The 15,610-nt window shown below is 57.0% G+C and carries 11 protein-coding genes; 6 read left to right on the top strand and 5 right to left on the bottom strand.

From position 1 onward, the window contains the following. Position 1: 1 nt before the first annotated feature. Genes EUU23_RS10760 through EUU23_RS10740 form a run of 5 tightly spaced genes read right to left on the bottom strand, consistent with a single transcriptional unit; the run spans position 2 to position 11,226 of the window. Positions 2 to 4,570, bottom strand: coding sequence for a hypothetical protein (locus tag EUU23_RS10760; RefSeq protein WP_160354116.1), 4,569 nt, complete (start codon positions 4,568 to 4,570; stop codon positions 2 to 4). 6 nt (positions 4,571 to 4,576) lie between these two features. Beyond that, on the bottom strand, positions 4,577 to 6,313 hold the full coding sequence (locus EUU23_RS10755) for a hypothetical protein (protein ID WP_160354115.1): 1,737 nt from the start codon (positions 6,311 to 6,313) through the stop codon (positions 4,577 to 4,579). 16 nt (positions 6,314 to 6,329) lie between these two features. Beyond that, complete coding sequence (locus EUU23_RS10750; protein ID WP_160354114.1) at positions 6,330 to 8,690, bottom strand: hypothetical protein; 2,361 nt, start codon at positions 8,688 to 8,690, stop codon at positions 6,330 to 6,332. An 8-nt stretch (positions 8,691 to 8,698) separates the two neighbouring features. After that, the gene (locus tag EUU23_RS10745; RefSeq protein WP_160354113.1) at positions 8,699 to 10,042 is read right to left on the bottom strand and encodes an NACHT domain-containing protein; all 1,344 of its coding nucleotides are present in this window, start codon (positions 10,040 to 10,042) and stop codon (positions 8,699 to 8,701) included. Beyond that, positions 10,039 to 11,226: a Fic family protein gene (locus EUU23_RS10740; RefSeq protein ID WP_218939593.1), complete on the bottom strand. Its 1,188-nt coding sequence runs from the start codon at positions 11,224 to 11,226 to the stop codon at positions 10,039 to 10,041. Before EUU23_RS10740 ends, EUU23_RS10745 begins: the two co-directional genes overlap by 4 nt. 290 nt (positions 11,227 to 11,516) lie before the next feature. Here EUU23_RS10740 and EUU23_RS10735 point away from each other — a divergent pair, with 290 nt between their 5' ends. The 6 genes from EUU23_RS10735 (at position 11,517) to EUU23_RS10710 (ending at position 15,541) form a co-directional block, all read left to right on the top strand. Beyond that, positions 11,517 to 11,750, top strand: coding sequence for a transcriptional regulator domain-containing protein (locus EUU23_RS10735; protein ID WP_160354112.1), 234 nt, complete (start codon positions 11,517 to 11,519; stop codon positions 11,748 to 11,750). Positions 11,751 to 11,760: 10 nt separating this feature from the next. After that, on the top strand, positions 11,761 to 12,327 hold the full coding sequence (locus tag EUU23_RS14305; RefSeq protein WP_160354111.1) for a DNA -binding domain-containing protein: 567 nt from the start codon (positions 11,761 to 11,763) through the stop codon (positions 12,325 to 12,327). 250 nt (positions 12,328 to 12,577) lie between these two features. Next, the gene (locus tag EUU23_RS10725; protein ID WP_160354110.1) at positions 12,578 to 13,330 is read left to right on the top strand and encodes a LuxR family transcriptional regulator; all 753 of its coding nucleotides are present in this window, start codon (positions 12,578 to 12,580) and stop codon (positions 13,328 to 13,330) included. Between the two features lie 134 nt (positions 13,331 to 13,464). After that, a complete protein-coding gene (locus EUU23_RS10720; RefSeq protein ID WP_160354109.1) occupies positions 13,465 to 14,085 on the top strand; it encodes an acyl-homoserine-lactone synthase in 621 nt (206 codons plus the stop codon). Then, positions 14,082 to 14,951: a phytanoyl-CoA dioxygenase family protein gene (locus EUU23_RS10715; protein ID WP_425505112.1), complete on the top strand. Its 870-nt coding sequence runs from the start codon at positions 14,082 to 14,084 to the stop codon at positions 14,949 to 14,951. Before EUU23_RS10720 ends, EUU23_RS10715 begins: the two co-directional genes overlap by 4 nt. Next, the gene (locus tag EUU23_RS10710) at positions 14,948 to 15,541 is read left to right on the top strand and encodes a GntR family transcriptional regulator (RefSeq protein WP_160354108.1); all 594 of its coding nucleotides are present in this window, start codon (positions 14,948 to 14,950) and stop codon (positions 15,539 to 15,541) included. The genes EUU23_RS10715 and EUU23_RS10710 overlap by 4 nt, the downstream gene beginning before the upstream one ends. The last annotated feature ends 69 nt before the right edge of the window (positions 15,542 to 15,610 follow it).

The raw sequence follows: 15,610 nt of genomic DNA, 5'->3' as shown, positions 1-15,610 counted from the left end.
GTCACTGAGCGTCTTTGTCCGCCCGCTTTGCCGCATCATCTTGCTTCTTGGTCGCGCGTGTGTGCAACTGCCTTGCCTCGACCAGAAATTCGGGAGGGTTGTTATCAACAAAATCCTGCAGGCTAGCAGGATCGTTGCTCGACCAAAGGAAGTAGGGATCGACGCAGTCAAAGATCGTTAGCAGTCTCGCCCATTTGAGCGGCTTTGGAGAATGCCCCATTGCAGCGAGATGTGCCATAGCCGCAGCCTCGCGAGACCGTTTGCGCAAGCTCGTGCGCGCTGCCGCTCTTATCCTTGCGCTACCTGTTGCGGCGAAAGTATCCAGCCAGCCAAAATCCATGCCAGGCGGCATCCAGCCGGCGAGCTCCGTCGCTATGAGGCGGTCGCATGCTGTTTCGCGAACCGCTAGTGCATCGATAATCCGCTTACAGTCCCCGGCAGGAAGGCGCGTGCGCAACTGTCGAGCAATAGCCGACTTCAACGATGGCTTGGCCAGGCTGTAAGCTTCCACCAACAGCGGAGCTGCGGTCGCGGGGTCGATTTCGAGCATCAACGCAATTGCATCGACCGATTCATGCCTGGCAAAGTAACGTCGCGCTGCGAAGAATGCCTCGTCGCTGTCCTGGGTACGCAGATAGTTGATGGCGGCACCGGTTGCCAGGAAAGAGGCACGTGGTTGGCGGTAGGCTGCCTCTACCAGTTCCTTATGCGCATCGCGATCGTCATTCTCCGCCAGCAACCGGAGATAGTGGGATTCAATCAAAACATGTCCGCCCTGTCTTGATCGCTGCAGGAACTCGATCACGGCGGGACGACTGTCGTCATGCTGCAAAAGTGGAGCGATAAAGGCATCGCGGGACCGCGACCAGGTTCCCATATCGAGATCGGCAAGCCACTGGGAGACGGCCCTGCGGGCATCGCCGTCGCCTTTGGCGGCCAGAAAAGCAGCAAGAAACTGAGCCTCGTCGTCGATCCTGCCAGTGATCAACTGGACCGCTACAGGCAACATCGATGGATCATAAAAGCCGAGCGCGTTGAATGTACCAATGATCACCTGCTTGACGCCTTCGCCGATATCGGGGTCGATAAAAAGCGGGAGCAATATTTCTGCCTGCGACGCTTCAGTCAAAAATCCAGCAAGCCTCGCCGCTATGCGTTGCTCTTCGGGATCGCCACTGGCGATGAGCGTTTCGATGCGTACTCGCAGGTTTTCGGTTGGCCGCCCGTCTGCACTTCGCATTTCAGCAGCGTTCACATAGATCGGAGCACCCGCGCGGACCATTTGCTCGAGCGCGTCATCGCACTGATGAATGGCCAGCGCCTGCATGGCAATAACATTACGGTAGGCATCTGGAACATCGGTCTCACGCGCTGAAATGAACGCAGTTTTGACGGCGTCACTGCCTGTCCAGTGGGCAGCTTTGTAACCGTCTTCCCGGCCAAAGACATTAGGACGCTGCAGCTCGGAAAGTACCAATCGGTCATACCCCTCGCCGGCAATCATTGCCAACAACTGCTCGCATTCGACCCCGTCGGAATCGCGCAGCCGCGATGTGCGGCCTTCCCGTCCGGTAGCAAGATGGACCAACTCTTGCTCAAGCACGCTTCCGGCGCGATTTGCGATGCGGTCAAATTGCCAGGGTTCGGTCAATTTCGTGAGGAAGCGAAGAGGGTGAGCCAGTGGACCCAATTCGCCATCCGCGTCTGTGTCGTTGTAAATTTGTAGCGCATTGGCGAATTGATCAAGGACCCACTCGAGCGTCGAGGGATCGATCAGCTCTGGTGCCCTGCCATAACACAGCACAATATCGGTGAGCGGATCGTTTCCCTTGAGTGCATTGTCCATGACGGCACGCGACAGACCGCCTGGATCGCTTGCCGCAAGTTCGTCAATCCACCATTTAGCGGCACTCCAGATATACTCTTCGCTGCGTTCGCCAATCTGGCGCAACGCGGCTGTCTTATCGATCCGCGCGCGACTGCGAAGGACACGCGCACCCATGCCGTAGTCAAGTCCAAGCGGAACTGCATCGAGCCAGGATTTACACGCTGTATCACCAAAATGGCCGACTGCATTGATCATTGCCTTGCTGTCGCTGGGCAAGTGAGCCAAAAGATGTGATCGGTGACGCAGCCAGATTTGCTCCGAACGCTCGTCGCTCAAACAATCATCATTAGTAACAAGCCAAAGCAGTTGGTTGAGTTCGAACGGATCGAGCGCCCTTCCAATCTGTCTGTCGAGCCAGCTGTCGTCGAAAGCCGCTGCCCGCCTCACCGCTTTCCAGCTCAGATCCCTGCGAAACATCTTCTCGACCCGGTCATTGCCTGCATCCGGACTTAGGTTGCTGACGTCAAATGCACGTTCTCGTTCGAGATGTTCGCGCCAAAGCTGATCGAGGAGTTCAGGTGCAGCCAGACGGCTGGCTATACCGAGCGCAATGTTGATTGCGCTTTCGGAACCCGCCACTAGCAAACGTCTTGTCAAATCCACAACGGGACCACGATCACTTTTGCCAATCGCGGCCAATGCGACCGGAATATTGCCGGGAATGTCCCAGTCGTTTTCATCGTCAAAATCCTGCAGGGCTAAGACTTCCAATACGGGTATCAGCCGTCCGCCCACTGTAGCGAGATGGTCCTTCCACATGCTATCGCCCCGCCATTCGTGCGGAAGGCGCTGTATCTGCGCTCGCAGTGTATCCGCAACCAGCCCCGGATCGTTGCCGCCAGCGAGGAGCCAAATAAGGTCAAGAAAGACGTAACCCAGTCTTCGCCCGATGGGCTCGTCGTGGATGGTTGTAATGCCCTCAATTCGCTCGAGCTCGGCATCAAGCCTGGCAGCTGACCACTGCTCGTCTTCCACCCGCGCAGCCATATATTCGGCGACTGCCCAGTTCAGCATGCGATCTGCCGCAAATTGAAGCGCATCCGCATCGAACCAGCGAACGAGCCCAACGGCCTCAAGACGGGTGATCGCGACATCATCCAGACCAGCCGCCCGCGCGTCGCGCGCCGGCCAGGGATAGCGTGAAGATGAACCCAGCAGCGAGCCTGCAAGCGCCACCAATGCATCGCGATCCGAGCGGTGATCATATTGCTCCCGGGCTTCGCTAGTTGCAAAGTTCCAATATGCTTTGAATAGCTCATATTCCGAGGCGTTCGACCAAGCCGGCCGAACGGGGAGCTGGGCAAATATGCTTGCATGTATTGGCTTCAGCAGAAGCTCGAATATGTCATCAGGCACAGTGTCGAGCGCAGCATCACGCCCGTGATGCGTCAGGAAGCGGCGAAGGTCAGCACCTGTGAAATTGCCGATCGGCTGGACAGCGGCGCCCGGATGCTGGCGCCGGATTGCAAGGGTAATACGTGGTTGCGCGGAGATTACGATCCGTATGCCATATATGTACCAATCCAGCCTCGCGATCTCTTCTGCGAGCCTGCGATTTTGCAGATCATCAATATAAAGCGTAAGCCAGAAACCGTCATTCGGCGACGCGCGCATGAATCGCTGCGCCATGATTTGTGGAGAAACGCTTTCGGAATAGGCTGGACGCCATAAGCGCTCGTTCAGTGCTTCTACAATTTCCTGCAAGCTGTTCGGTGCCCGCATGACGATTGTCCATTCGCCGCGCGCACTTTGTGCCAGCGCGGACTGGCAGAGCGACCATGTCTTCCCCTGGCCGGATTCGCCAGAATAAATGGTGAGCGCCGCATCCGGAACTATGTTGCCGGATCGTGCCTGATGCGCTGCAGAATAGCCAAGCGTCGCGCAATCGCGTTTCACCGCAGCATCCAGCGCGCGCGGCAAGCTCTGGACATGACCGAGACGAATGACGGCCTGTTGATCGATCATCGCCAGCAGGCTTGCCGCGTCGATTGTCTGCCCGGAACCGGCCGCTTCAAGAAGCCTCTGAGTCAGTTCCCGCCGTTTGCCTGCAGCGTCCTGGCCGGGCGCCAATATGCTTCCGATCAAGGCCTCAATCTCGCGCTCCGCCGCTGCCGTATCGATCACTTCAAGCGAAAGATTGTCGAGCAACCAAGCCAATTTTTTGTCGTGAGCTGCTACACCGGCCTCTTTTGCAATTCTTTCTAAAAATTCGGCAGCGGTAAGCCGTTTTGGTCCCCAGCCGAACCTGGTTGCTATACTTGCAGCTGCCTGCCGGTGCTCAAGGAATTCGCGAAGCGGTCCGAGGCCAAGCGGATTGTCGGTAACAAAGGTAAAGCTCTGACAACCGCCAGGCTTTGCTGCCTTGAGTAGATCTGGAAATACCTCGCGGGCTATTGCGCCTGCGGACCAGGGCTGGCTGCCGCGCCGCATCTTGACCTGCTCGATAGTTGAAAAGCGATGCTGATCAACCCGGTGATCGCCCCCATCGCCAGGCTCGAGGACGAGCTGCATCGTTTGTGTTCCGGCATTTGGCCCATTACTGTAGATCTGCGCACTCACCCGCAGCCCGAGCTGAACGCTCCGCAGAATCTGGTATAGAAAGCCGGAAATGGCCCGTTGGCCGCCAGTGCTGGCAGGAGGCTGGAATTCTGACCGCCGGATATCAGGGGTGTGTGACGCCATGGCCGGTCAACCGCGTGCCGCGCTGGCGTCATGAGCGCTATAGCCAGACCATGTGCCGCTTCCATAGGAAGGCGATCCGTCCCGCCATCCCGAGGCTTGCCACATGATATCGAAGGCCTCCTGCAGCGCGGGCGCGATGGGTTCAGAGAGATCGGCGACTTCAAGTGTCGCCAAATGAATTTCAGGCATGACGATCTTCCGTCCGCCGGGACGAGAACGCATAAGGATCACGTCCTCCGTGCCGTGCAAGGATAGCCCGACAATTCCGGGTCCGGCCAGACCCAAAGGCGCCAGTCCCCTACAGAGACGCTCGTACCATCCGACGATATGCCGTTCGAGCCATCCACCGTCGATAATGATATCGCTGTCATCATCGATGCGCGCGCCGATATTCACCTGCGCTTCGAGCAGACCCGGCCGGACGATCCGCGCAAGCCAGGCCGTCTCCGGATTGGGACCGCCTTTGCTCTCGGGAAGCGCACACACCCACCATTGGCGGGCATCAGATCCCTCCTCTATGCGAATATGCGGGTCGGGCGGGAAACGCAGCTGTGCCTCTGTGACCGAAGCAGGCGCGAGCCGCTCTCCCTCGAAGGCGGCGAGGGGCACGACCATCATAACGAAGCATGGCCGGCTGACGATTCTTGGAACCCCGCCGATGGTCCGATCGGTCGCGAGCTTGACGAGCCCCTGGCGCGCAGAATCCCAACGTGGGTCAATCTCGGGCGCACGTCTGCTGCTGGGTTCGAGCGGAAGGCGGATCCGCGCCCGTATCTGCCGTTCAAATGCGTCAATAGCGTCGTTCAGTAACGTCGCCAGTTCATTGAGCCGTTCAATCGCTTTGAACGTGGATTGCTGAATTCCGCGTTGCTGGTCGACCGTTGTTTTCGGGCTTGCCAACGCGGCATTGTTGTCCAGCACGTAGGTGCGTTCGACGAGCTGCCGGCAGAAGGGCGCATTGGCGGCAAGAAATTCCTGGAAAGCCCGCTGCAACTCGGGATCATCAAATTCAAATTTGGCACCACGCCATGTGTCGTTGATCTCGTGGAGCGCATCGACATTCTTGCGAACATAGACATCGCCGAAATTCTGCTCGCGCAGGAAGCGCCGGACCGGCTCCGTGAGCAACGCCTGCCATCGCTTTACCAGTTCCAGATCGTGCGGATGAGGTTCGACCGGTGCGGCCGGCACGCGCGCAGCCTTGAGAACATCATCATCGAATATGGCCCGCAACTTAGGGACAAGCGCCTTTGCAAGGCCGGCGCGGGCGGCCCGGCGTTGTTCAACCGTTGCATCATCGGGGCAATCGAAAAGGATAGGCCCTCGCGAATGCTGCAGGTCGAACGGCAGGGGATGATTTTTCGGGTCGCCATGCGCGATGTTCATCACCGAAATCACCGCTCGCCAACTCAATGATTTCCAGGCCCAGCCATGCTCAAACAGCACGTTCGGGTTGGGCGAGCGGCGTCCGTCCCTGCGCTCTGCGACATAGGTCAGATCCGAAATGAATATAGCGGCCCCGTCTATTTTCCTGAAGATCGTCTCAACGATCGGCGGTGATCCGGGTACGCCTGCGGTATCATGATCGAGAATGGCGGCGCGGGGATCTTCGTGTCGATCCGCCCCTTCGATTTCCGCGTCCGCATTGAGCGTGTCGATCGCGTCCTGCAGCGCGCGACCGATCAGATTCTTGCATGTCGCGCTTGGCGTATCGGCCTGCCAGGAATAGAAGATATGCTGCATCGCAGTTCCCTGATCGCTAAAATCTGCTCGCGAAGGCATGAACCTGCTCGGCGGTCCACGGCGCTTCGTCCGCGTCGGCGATCGCTCGAGCGCGTGCATGGCGCGCCATCCATTTGCGATAGCCCGGCTCGGGATGCTCGTCTGCCAAGGCCTTGATTGCCGCATAGGTTTCCCGGCCCGGAACCGAGGACAGCATATTGAACAGATTGTTGCGCGCGTCCTGGGCATGGTCGCGCAAGGTTGGCGAATAAGCGCCATTTCCAGCGCGTTGGATGTCTTCCTTTGCACGGACGAAGCGGTGCATCAGAAGATAAAGGCTTTTGAGATGTTCTGCAGTCCGATAGGCTCCGGACTTGTTGCCGGTTCCGTGGCGATCACCGAGCAAGGCAACAATGAATTGCTGTGCGAAGTTGGACGCATCGGCTTCGCTCATATTCTCCAGTGATGCCTCCAAAGCGGGGATCGCGGCGGCGGGTTCGTTGTCGACCCACAAAGCGAGCCAGCGCGGCCGCTGCTGTTCGGGCACCGAACCGTGTAGCTTTGCCTCGGCAAGACGCGCAAGATCTGCAGGCGCAAGGCCGCCGCTCGTCAAGATATTCAGGCAGTAGCGAAGGCTATCCTGATTGGGCATTTCATGCATGACAAGCCACTCGAAAATCAGGGGAGCAATTATGGAATGGACCCAAGGCGCATGGTAGAGAAAGTCGTGCAGGACATAATGCATCGGCGCTTCTGTAGCGCTGTGTTCAAGTTCCCAGGTAAGTTCCTTCCTGACAGCGTCCAGCGCGATTCCCGGATGGGCGCGATAGAGCGGCTCGAACCAGCTGGGGAAACCGTTTAGTTCCCAGATGAAGTAGCGCAATGCGTGACGTGCTTCGTCCGGCGTCAACCCCGCCAGAAAATCTTCGGCCTCGCTCGCCTCGATAGCGATGCCCGCCATGCCGAAGATAAGTGCATAGGGTGTCGATCCCGCGTCGATACCTTCGGAGCGAAGCCCCGGGCGATAATGTCGCCAATGGGCAACCGCCGCGTCACGATAGGCACGGGCAACCGCTTCACCGAATTCCGGAATCAAGGTGCGCCAATCTGCACCCCCGCGATCGTTCGCCATGCCTCCGTCAGGCACACTCGTCATAAGATAGTAATGATCGCGGCTAAACTCGCCCGGCTTCAGACCAGCAGGATGCCGGACGCGATCAGGATCAGCTTTCAGCGCCATGATCCAGTCGGCGCGGTGTCGCTGTTCCTTTTCTTCCTTTACCTTCTGTTGCTTTTCCCATTTCCGGTGCTCTGTGTTCATTTTTTTGACCGCAGGCGACAGCTTTGGATTCATCTTGGCATCAAGTGCCGCCTCGAGCTCTCGCTGTCCTGCCACCGCTGCATGCAGTTGCTCCAGCCAGGCGGCGGGCCGGCCGGCTTCCACAAAAAGTGTCAGGCAGCGTGACAGCGCGACGAGACGGTCATCGAGATCAGCTTTGTTTTCGACCCATGCAAGGCAGAGATCGAAATCGCCTTCCGTAAATCGCCAAAAGGGATGCATGAATGCGATCTGCCAGTCATCGACCATCCGCTCGCCTTTCTTCACCAGATGCGCTCGGCGCTCGGCTACACTCGTCCAGTACAGCAGCTCGTTCAGTACGCGCCAACGCGGCACATTCTCGCCAAGGGAGGTTCGATATTCCGTGACATCATCACCTCGCCAGAAGCGCACTGCCGGCAGTTTGTGAAGGATTGCGATGCTGTCGCCTTCCAGTGCTCCCGCCGAGCGAGCGCCCACAAGCCGATCAACGGCATGAACCGCCGGGGCCATGGCCCAGGCGAATTCTTCCGAAACATGGCACTCACCACGTTCCATATAGGGTTGGCGGTCCAGCAACGCGTTCAATCCGGAAACGAGCTTTGGGAGCAGTTGATCCGGCACGCCATCCGCCAGCACGGGCAAGCGATCAATGAACTCGTGCATCGCCTGGTTGAGGCCCGTTACCTCGAAGCGTTCATGCGCTTCAAGCCGGTCAAGCGAGCGCAGCAAAAGGTCCACGCTGCGCAATGTAGGCGAGGCCCACTCCAAAAGCTCCGCAATCAGCCGCCGGTCCAGAAGCCCATCATGACCAATGATTGCCTCCCAAAGCGCGTTCTGCTGCGCCTCATCCCCAACCGCCATCACCGCACGGATCGATGCAATCCGCGCATAATGTCCACGCGCAGGGTCACCCGCAATCGCAGCAAGGGCCGAAAGGCATTCCGCCATTTCACCCTGCCAGACCAGGCGACCGAGGAAAAAGACGACATCGTCATTGTCCCCATATTCTGCAAGCAAGGCCATAGCATCCAAGGAAAGGTCGGGTGCCGCAATGCGTTCGATGGCGGTGTTATCCATGATGTCTATCACTCCTTATCAGCCGCTATGCGTTCGACGATCTCGGTCAGCATTGCCTGACGGACCGGAAGCGGAAGATGCGAGGGATCGCCTCCCTCGGTGGCAATCTCTGGTTCCAGTGCTAGCGCACGGTCCCTGACAGTTTCATCCAGCAGCAGCAGCCATGTAAGGGTCGGTCGCATCCGCGGAACGATTACTTCCTCGCCATATTGGGTTCGGAAGAACAACGCTTCGACGTCTGTGCGTGCTTCGGGCCTGCTCATCAACTCGGCTGCCCATTCGGCGGTGAGCAGTTCGCGAATTTCGCGGTGGCGGAACCGCACACTGGTATAAACGATATCGTCGAATATGCCGGTACGCAGCAACGCCGCCAACTCAGCTTCGGACCAATCGGGCAGCACCTTTGCAGGTTCGATGCGATCGGCGCTCAATAAACCGTCCGGCAGACAGATGATGTTCCGGCCGGTCAAAGTCACCGCAGCCGCCAGCGACCTTGCCCCCGCACGCGCCTTGTCGGTATCGATTTTCGGCAGCGATGATTCCAACGACAATGGCGCAAGCAGCAGTTCGATCATGCGCTGGAGTACTTCCAGTCGTCCGCCAAGCGCCTGGTCTGCCTGCCATTTACGGATAAGGGCCTTGAGATCAAACGGACGCTCGCCCATCGACATGAGATTGCCGCGTTCGATCGCTGCAACAAAGGCGCTGACATTACCAACGCCATAATGTCCGGCGAAAAGCCTGATCTGATCAATTTTCAGCCCGGCAAGCCGGAACACCTGCAAGTCCGGTGGCGCCGAAACGTCGTTTTCGGTCTCGGCGGTCGCTTCATCTGAAGGTGCGCCAAAGGGAAGATATTGTTTGACCAGACTGCGGTCTGACAGCGCTTTCCACGCGTCCTCGCGGCTTGTAATAAAGATATGCGCGCGCTCACGCGCATCATGAATTCGTGCACCGAATAGCCGGATCGCATCTTCAAGTGCGCGCGGTGTTTCCAGCTGGGCCTCATCGACCGAGTCCAGGAAGAACCAGGCCTCCTCGTTCGATATGAGCCATTCGGCAAATTCGGTGGCGGTCCCGACCTCGAATGCTGTCTCGAAAGTTGCGTTGATGGCTTCGATACGAATGAAGAACGATTTTGCGCCTCGATCTCGGATCTTTTTTGCCCGGTCGAGTGCCTCGAATGTCTTGCCAGCACCAGGATCTGCGAGAATCAGAACTCGGCGGAAATCCTCCAGATCATGCCAGCCAACGGGCTTGCCGCTGGCAGCTGAGCTCAGAAACTCCCAATCTCCAAGCTGCGCGGCGGTTGGCACAAACCTGCGGATCAGCTGGACCACGATATCTTTCATGACCTTGTCCCTGCATTGGCTGGATAGAGGTTGGGGAACCAGCGCTCGGCAACGTCGGCAGGAAAGGCGAGGCGTAATGGCGCCCGGTGCGACGAAGCCGTCAACATGCCGCGTTCGACCAGGGCGGCTGTAACATTACGCGCGCCACGTTCCTCATAATTGGTCAGCATGGGGATTTTGGCCCGCTCGACCTCGCCCGCCAACACGGCTTCGCGCAGGACAGGGAAGCTTCCGCGCTGTAGCCGCTTGAAACGGATTTCTTCTTCGATATGGATCTCGATACGCGTGAGCAAAGTGGCAGGTTCGAGCAGGCCGCTCATGAAGCGGATCTGGTCGATCGAGCGATCAAGAAAGAATTTGCAGAACGCGATCAAACCGCGCTGCGTGAGATTCCCCCGACCGTCACGATCCCCTTCGCGCGGTCCATCGGCCTGGGAAAGCAGCTTCTTGTACAGTTCTTCCTCGCGCGCAAGCCCGCGCGCTACCGACCACAGGCTCGTGCCGATCCCAAGACGCTTGAACAGTGCGTGCGCCATCAGTCTTGCAACCCGCCCGTTGCCGTCGAGAAACGGGTGTATCCACAAGAACCGATGATGCACGGCGCCAACAGTCTGGATTTGCCGGAATATATTGAGGGGAGGCGCATCATAAGCACGATCGAAGCGCGCCATAAAGCGCGGCAGATCGTCATGCTCGGGCGGCAAGTGTCGACCCACTTCAACATCGTGGGTCCGCCACTCGCCAGGGATGACGGGCAATTTCTCACCTGTTCCCGGCTGGATAACCCAGAGCATTTCCGGCGGTAGATGCGAGCAGAATTCTTCGTGCAGCCACGCGGCATACGCAGCGGAAGCCGGCCACACATCGGGATCGCGGCCTGAATCAATGAGGCGCTGGACATGGATGTGCGCCACCGCTTCCTGTTGGAGTTCGCGCCGCTTGGGTTCGGTGGAAAAGTCGTTGGCAAGCGCACGATCAATGTCGCGCGGATGCGTGTCGTGGCCTTCGATGAGGTTCGAGTAATAGCAGTTCATCGAACGAACGAGATCGCCAATCGAGTCGCGCATGATTGGATGGATACGGCCGGCAAGCTGGTTTGCCTCGGCAATCAATGTGACGACTTCGTCCTCCAGCGCATTTGACGCTTCTTCCGGGACCATAGGCTCCATGCTGGCGATATCCATATGCCCTCTTACCGGTTTTGATGCCGGTTGTATACGCTGAATTATAGAGATAATATGTACAATATTTGGTATATCTGTGCCGGTTCATATGCCAGTTGACAGATCGACCTCTTGAGCTGGTCGAGACAAGTCAATCCCTTTGCTACAAAAAGCAGCCTTGTGAAGGCAAGTGACGTTAAGGTCTACCAAGTTCAGTGGCTTACAAGTTCTGGGGATGGAGATAATCCGATCTTGGAAGCGAAGATTCACCCGGTTTTCATTAGCACCCCTGCCGAACAGAGGTGCGATCAATGCCAGCAGACAGCGAGAAGAGCTTTGATAATTTCGACTTTCTGGATTTCGCCCAAGAGTTTTTGAGGCGGAATACAGATTATCAAGCTCAATTTGTTAGCTTATGCAAAGGCCCGGTTCCTGATATCGAGTCACCGGATTTCAGGAAAATGGCACGATCATGGGGGTTGGAGTTTCGCCTTTCCGCCGGCATTCAGTTCCTGCGAAAACCCAGCAATCTGGCGCCCTTGTGAAGCACCTTCGGTGATCATTTTTCAGAACAAGCCCGGCGATTCCGGACAGGTCCCAATCCAACCCATGTTGGAACATTACGATCTGCTACAGGACAGATTTACCAGCGAGGGCAGGCATCTGGTGCTGGAAAACCGGAACCGGCGCCATCGCTTGTTGATAACGCCGCCATATTCTGGGGGCAGCGGCTACTTCATCCCACGCGACCCATGGTTTCGTACTCGCCTTGCTGCCGCCGAAGCATTCGAAATGTCATCGGCACCAACCGGCCGTGCAAAATCTCACACTGTATTTTACCCGACCGCTTATCAGACACACCGGCTAACCCTTTTACTGAACATTCTCGACGCCATGCGGCGCCCCGATAAAGATTTTACTACAATGAGGGACATCGCTCAAAAAATTATATACCGCGATGCGGACTTCGGTCGCGCGATAGAATGGAAGTCATCATCGCACAGACGCCAGACGCAACGGCTCATCAACGAGGCGCGCCATCTCGTGAATGGTGGTTACCGGCTGTTGCTCAAAGGAACAATGCAGCACCAAAGGTGCGTCGGTGACGTCCAAACAAAGTAGACAATCGCACTTATGTGCATTTCCCCCTTTCTATTCAAAGCCCATTTTGTGCAAGCCTGGTGACCAGCCTTTCTGATAATAAGCGGTCATCGGCCCTTCGCTGAATCGAAACGCAAGATTTCTGTCGGCAAAGACCGAGCTTTAACTGCAATGGCTCGCAAGATGGATTGGAACCGTTCTTCAGGGCATCAACAAGGCGATCGGAGGACAGCAGATTGGGAAGGGCTGGACCACATCGAACGGTCAATGCATGCGATTATCTTTTGCCGAAGAATTTGCCAGAGAACTGGTCGAGATAGAAACTCCCTCAGGACTCGGAGAAGCTCTTAAACGAACGTCAAGGAGCTTGGGGTTCGATCATTTTGCGCTCTCGCTGGAAGCGCGGATGAGCGTCGAACAACCTCCCGAAGTCCTAATTCATGACTATCCCGATGAATGGGCAAAGGTATACATTAACTTCGACCTGGCCGGCAGGGATCCGGTAAGGCGGGCCTGTGACAAATCCTTTGCAGGCTTCACTTGGGACAATATCGAAAATATGATCCCCATGACCCGCGGCGACAGGCAAATGCTTGCAGTCGGTCGCGAATGCGGAATCGGTGATGGCTACACTGTCCCGCGGCATCTGCCGGGGAGTGCAACTGGAACCTGTTCCTTTGTAGTTCGGCCCGACGGAAATCTACCCAATCAAGGGCTCATCGTGGCAGAGCTTGTCGGTACTCTGGCGCTCACAAGTGCCCTCAAGCTCAGTGGAATGGCAGCAAGCGCGTCGGCAGCGAAACTCAGCGATCGCCAGCGTGAATGTCTTTTGTGGACGGCACGCGGCAAAACGGCATCAGAAACTGCAACCATCCTTGGCATAAGCACCGAGACTGTCATCCAGCACCTCAAAATGGCGCGGGAAAGATATGATGTGCACTGCAAACAATCGCTTATCGTCAGCGCGCTGTTCGATGGACTGATTGGCTTTGGCGATGTTTTCGGATGGCGAAAATACCAATGATTTAGCGGTTTCAGCGCTCCGCCAGACAACGCCAACATTACCTCCTGCTCGCGTGCATCCCCAGTTCTTGGTATATCGCGAGGTCGCTCGCGCTGGTGTGATGATTTCCATCTTCAACAAGACTGGTGATCATCATGCCTCCTATTACATCCTCTTCCGCAGAACTGTATGCCGATACCGCTGTCCGCAATATGTTCGAAGCGCGAAAACGCGTTTTCGTCGATCTCCTGAAGTGGGATGTGCCTGTCTTGAACGACATATACGAGATCGACCAGTTTGATACGCCGAACGCCAATTATCTGATCCTCACAGCTGATGACGGCAGCCACCGTGCATCCGCTCGCCTGCTGCGCACCGACCAGGCACATATACTGGGCAATCTGTTCCCCGCCTTGTGCGACTATGAAATCCCAAATGGTTCGCATATCCGCGAGATAACTCGGTTCTGCATCGAACCGACCCTCGACCGGATTGAGCGCCGCATCGCGAGAAACCAACTCGTGACCGCTCTTGTCCAGTACGCACTGACACATAGTGTCACCGATTACACGGCCGTGGCGAATTTGGCCTGGTACCGGCAGATTGCAGATTTCGGCTGGAAATGCCGCGCATTAGGGCCTGCGCGCCATATCGACGGCGAATGCCTGCTTGCGCTTCACATCGAAGTTGATGTCGATACGCCTGATGACTTGGCAGCAGCGGGAATATTTGCCCCGACCGATTTCCATCTGGCCAATGTTGGGGCAATGCAATGATGGGCGCTGCAATGCCAGCGTCGTGGAGCGAAAGCCTCGAGCGTGACGGATATTGCGTGATACCTGATGTGCTCCCATCATCAGTCCTTGCAGCGCTTGAAGCCGATCTGGAAAGTGACTTCATCCAAACACCATTGGGCGATGGTGACTTTTATGGTTATCGCACCAAGCGCTTCGGGAGCCTGCTTCGCAGATCCGAACATGCCGCCCGGCTGGTGATGGAGCCGACGGTGCTTGGCATCGCGAACAGCATATTGAGCGGGGCATGCGAGCGCATCCAGCTCAACGTAGCGCAAGCCATCGAAATTCATCCTGGCGAAATCGAGCAGTTCCCGCATTGCGATCATGATATGTGGAGCGGCGCCAAGGGGGAGCATGAATATCTGGTCAACGTCATCTGGCCGCTCTCGCGATTTACAAAATTCAATGGCGCGACGAGGATCTATCCAGGTACGCATCGCATTCAAATCACTTCATTGGAACAACTCGGCGAGCCAGTGGTGGCCGAATGTGATCCTGGGTCTGCGATCTGTTTTCTCGGTTCGACGGTCCATGGTGCAGGCGCAAACCTGTCTCACGATGTCAGGCGGGCCATCGTCATCGGTTACAGTCTAGGCTGGCTAAAGCCCTATGAAAATCCGTGGCTGGCCTATCCACCGGAAATCGCCAAGACCTTCGGGCCGGAACTTGCTGGCCTTGCAGGCTACGCGCAGCACCGCCCCAATCTTGGCAATTTTGAAGGCCAGTGCCCTTCGATATTGTTGAAAGACAGCGTACCTGCCTATCCCAGGGCCACCGATGCGCTGCGACCAGATCAGCAGGAAGCAGTCCACGAATTTGCGCGTTCGCGACGAGCCGTTGCGTGAGTCCTGCCCATGTACTCGAGCCAACCTACCAGAATCTGAAACGGGGACTGATGCAGGGCAACTGGCGTCCGGGCGAGAGGCTCGAGGCACTTCGGCTCGCTGACGAGTTCGGGGTCAGCATGACCCCTGTCAGGGACTGCCTGAACCGCCTTGTTGGCGAAGCGTTGGTTGAAATGAAGCCGGGTGAAGGTTACCGCGTGCCGCGCATCAGCGAGAATAAGCTGCGAGATATGCTCGAGTTCAACATACTGCTTCTCGATTTTGCTCTGCTTAATCCAGTCAAGACGGGCGAGGTTCCTCATAGTGCGCATTCGGTTGAGGATTATGCCGGGCGGGTGGCAGCGCTTTTTAGCGTCATCGCGCTACGATCAGCCAATACCGTCCTTACCGAAACTTTGCATTCGCTTGGCGATCGCATGCACACCATCCGCCGATGGGAACCACATTTATTTCCCGACTGCTTTCAGGAGCTGGATGAGTTGGAGCGGGAGCTGGCTGCAAATTCCAGCAACTTGAGTATCATGTTGGGCAAATATCATGACCGTCGTCTTGGCAGCGTCGCAACTCTCGTCCAACTGGCGCAATCCTAACGTACAATAGTCTAACAAAGACGCTGGCCGGGATCGCAGTGCATATCACCATCGCCGGTCGCAATTTTA

It is taken from the genome of Sphingorhabdus profundilacus (genome assembly GCF_009769755.1).
Taxonomy (GTDB): Bacteria; Pseudomonadota; Alphaproteobacteria; order Sphingomonadales; family Sphingomonadaceae; genus Sphingorhabdus_B; species Sphingorhabdus_B profundilacus.
Note: the sequence above shows the minus strand (reverse complement) of the source record. Positions and strands in the feature narration are given on the sequence as shown.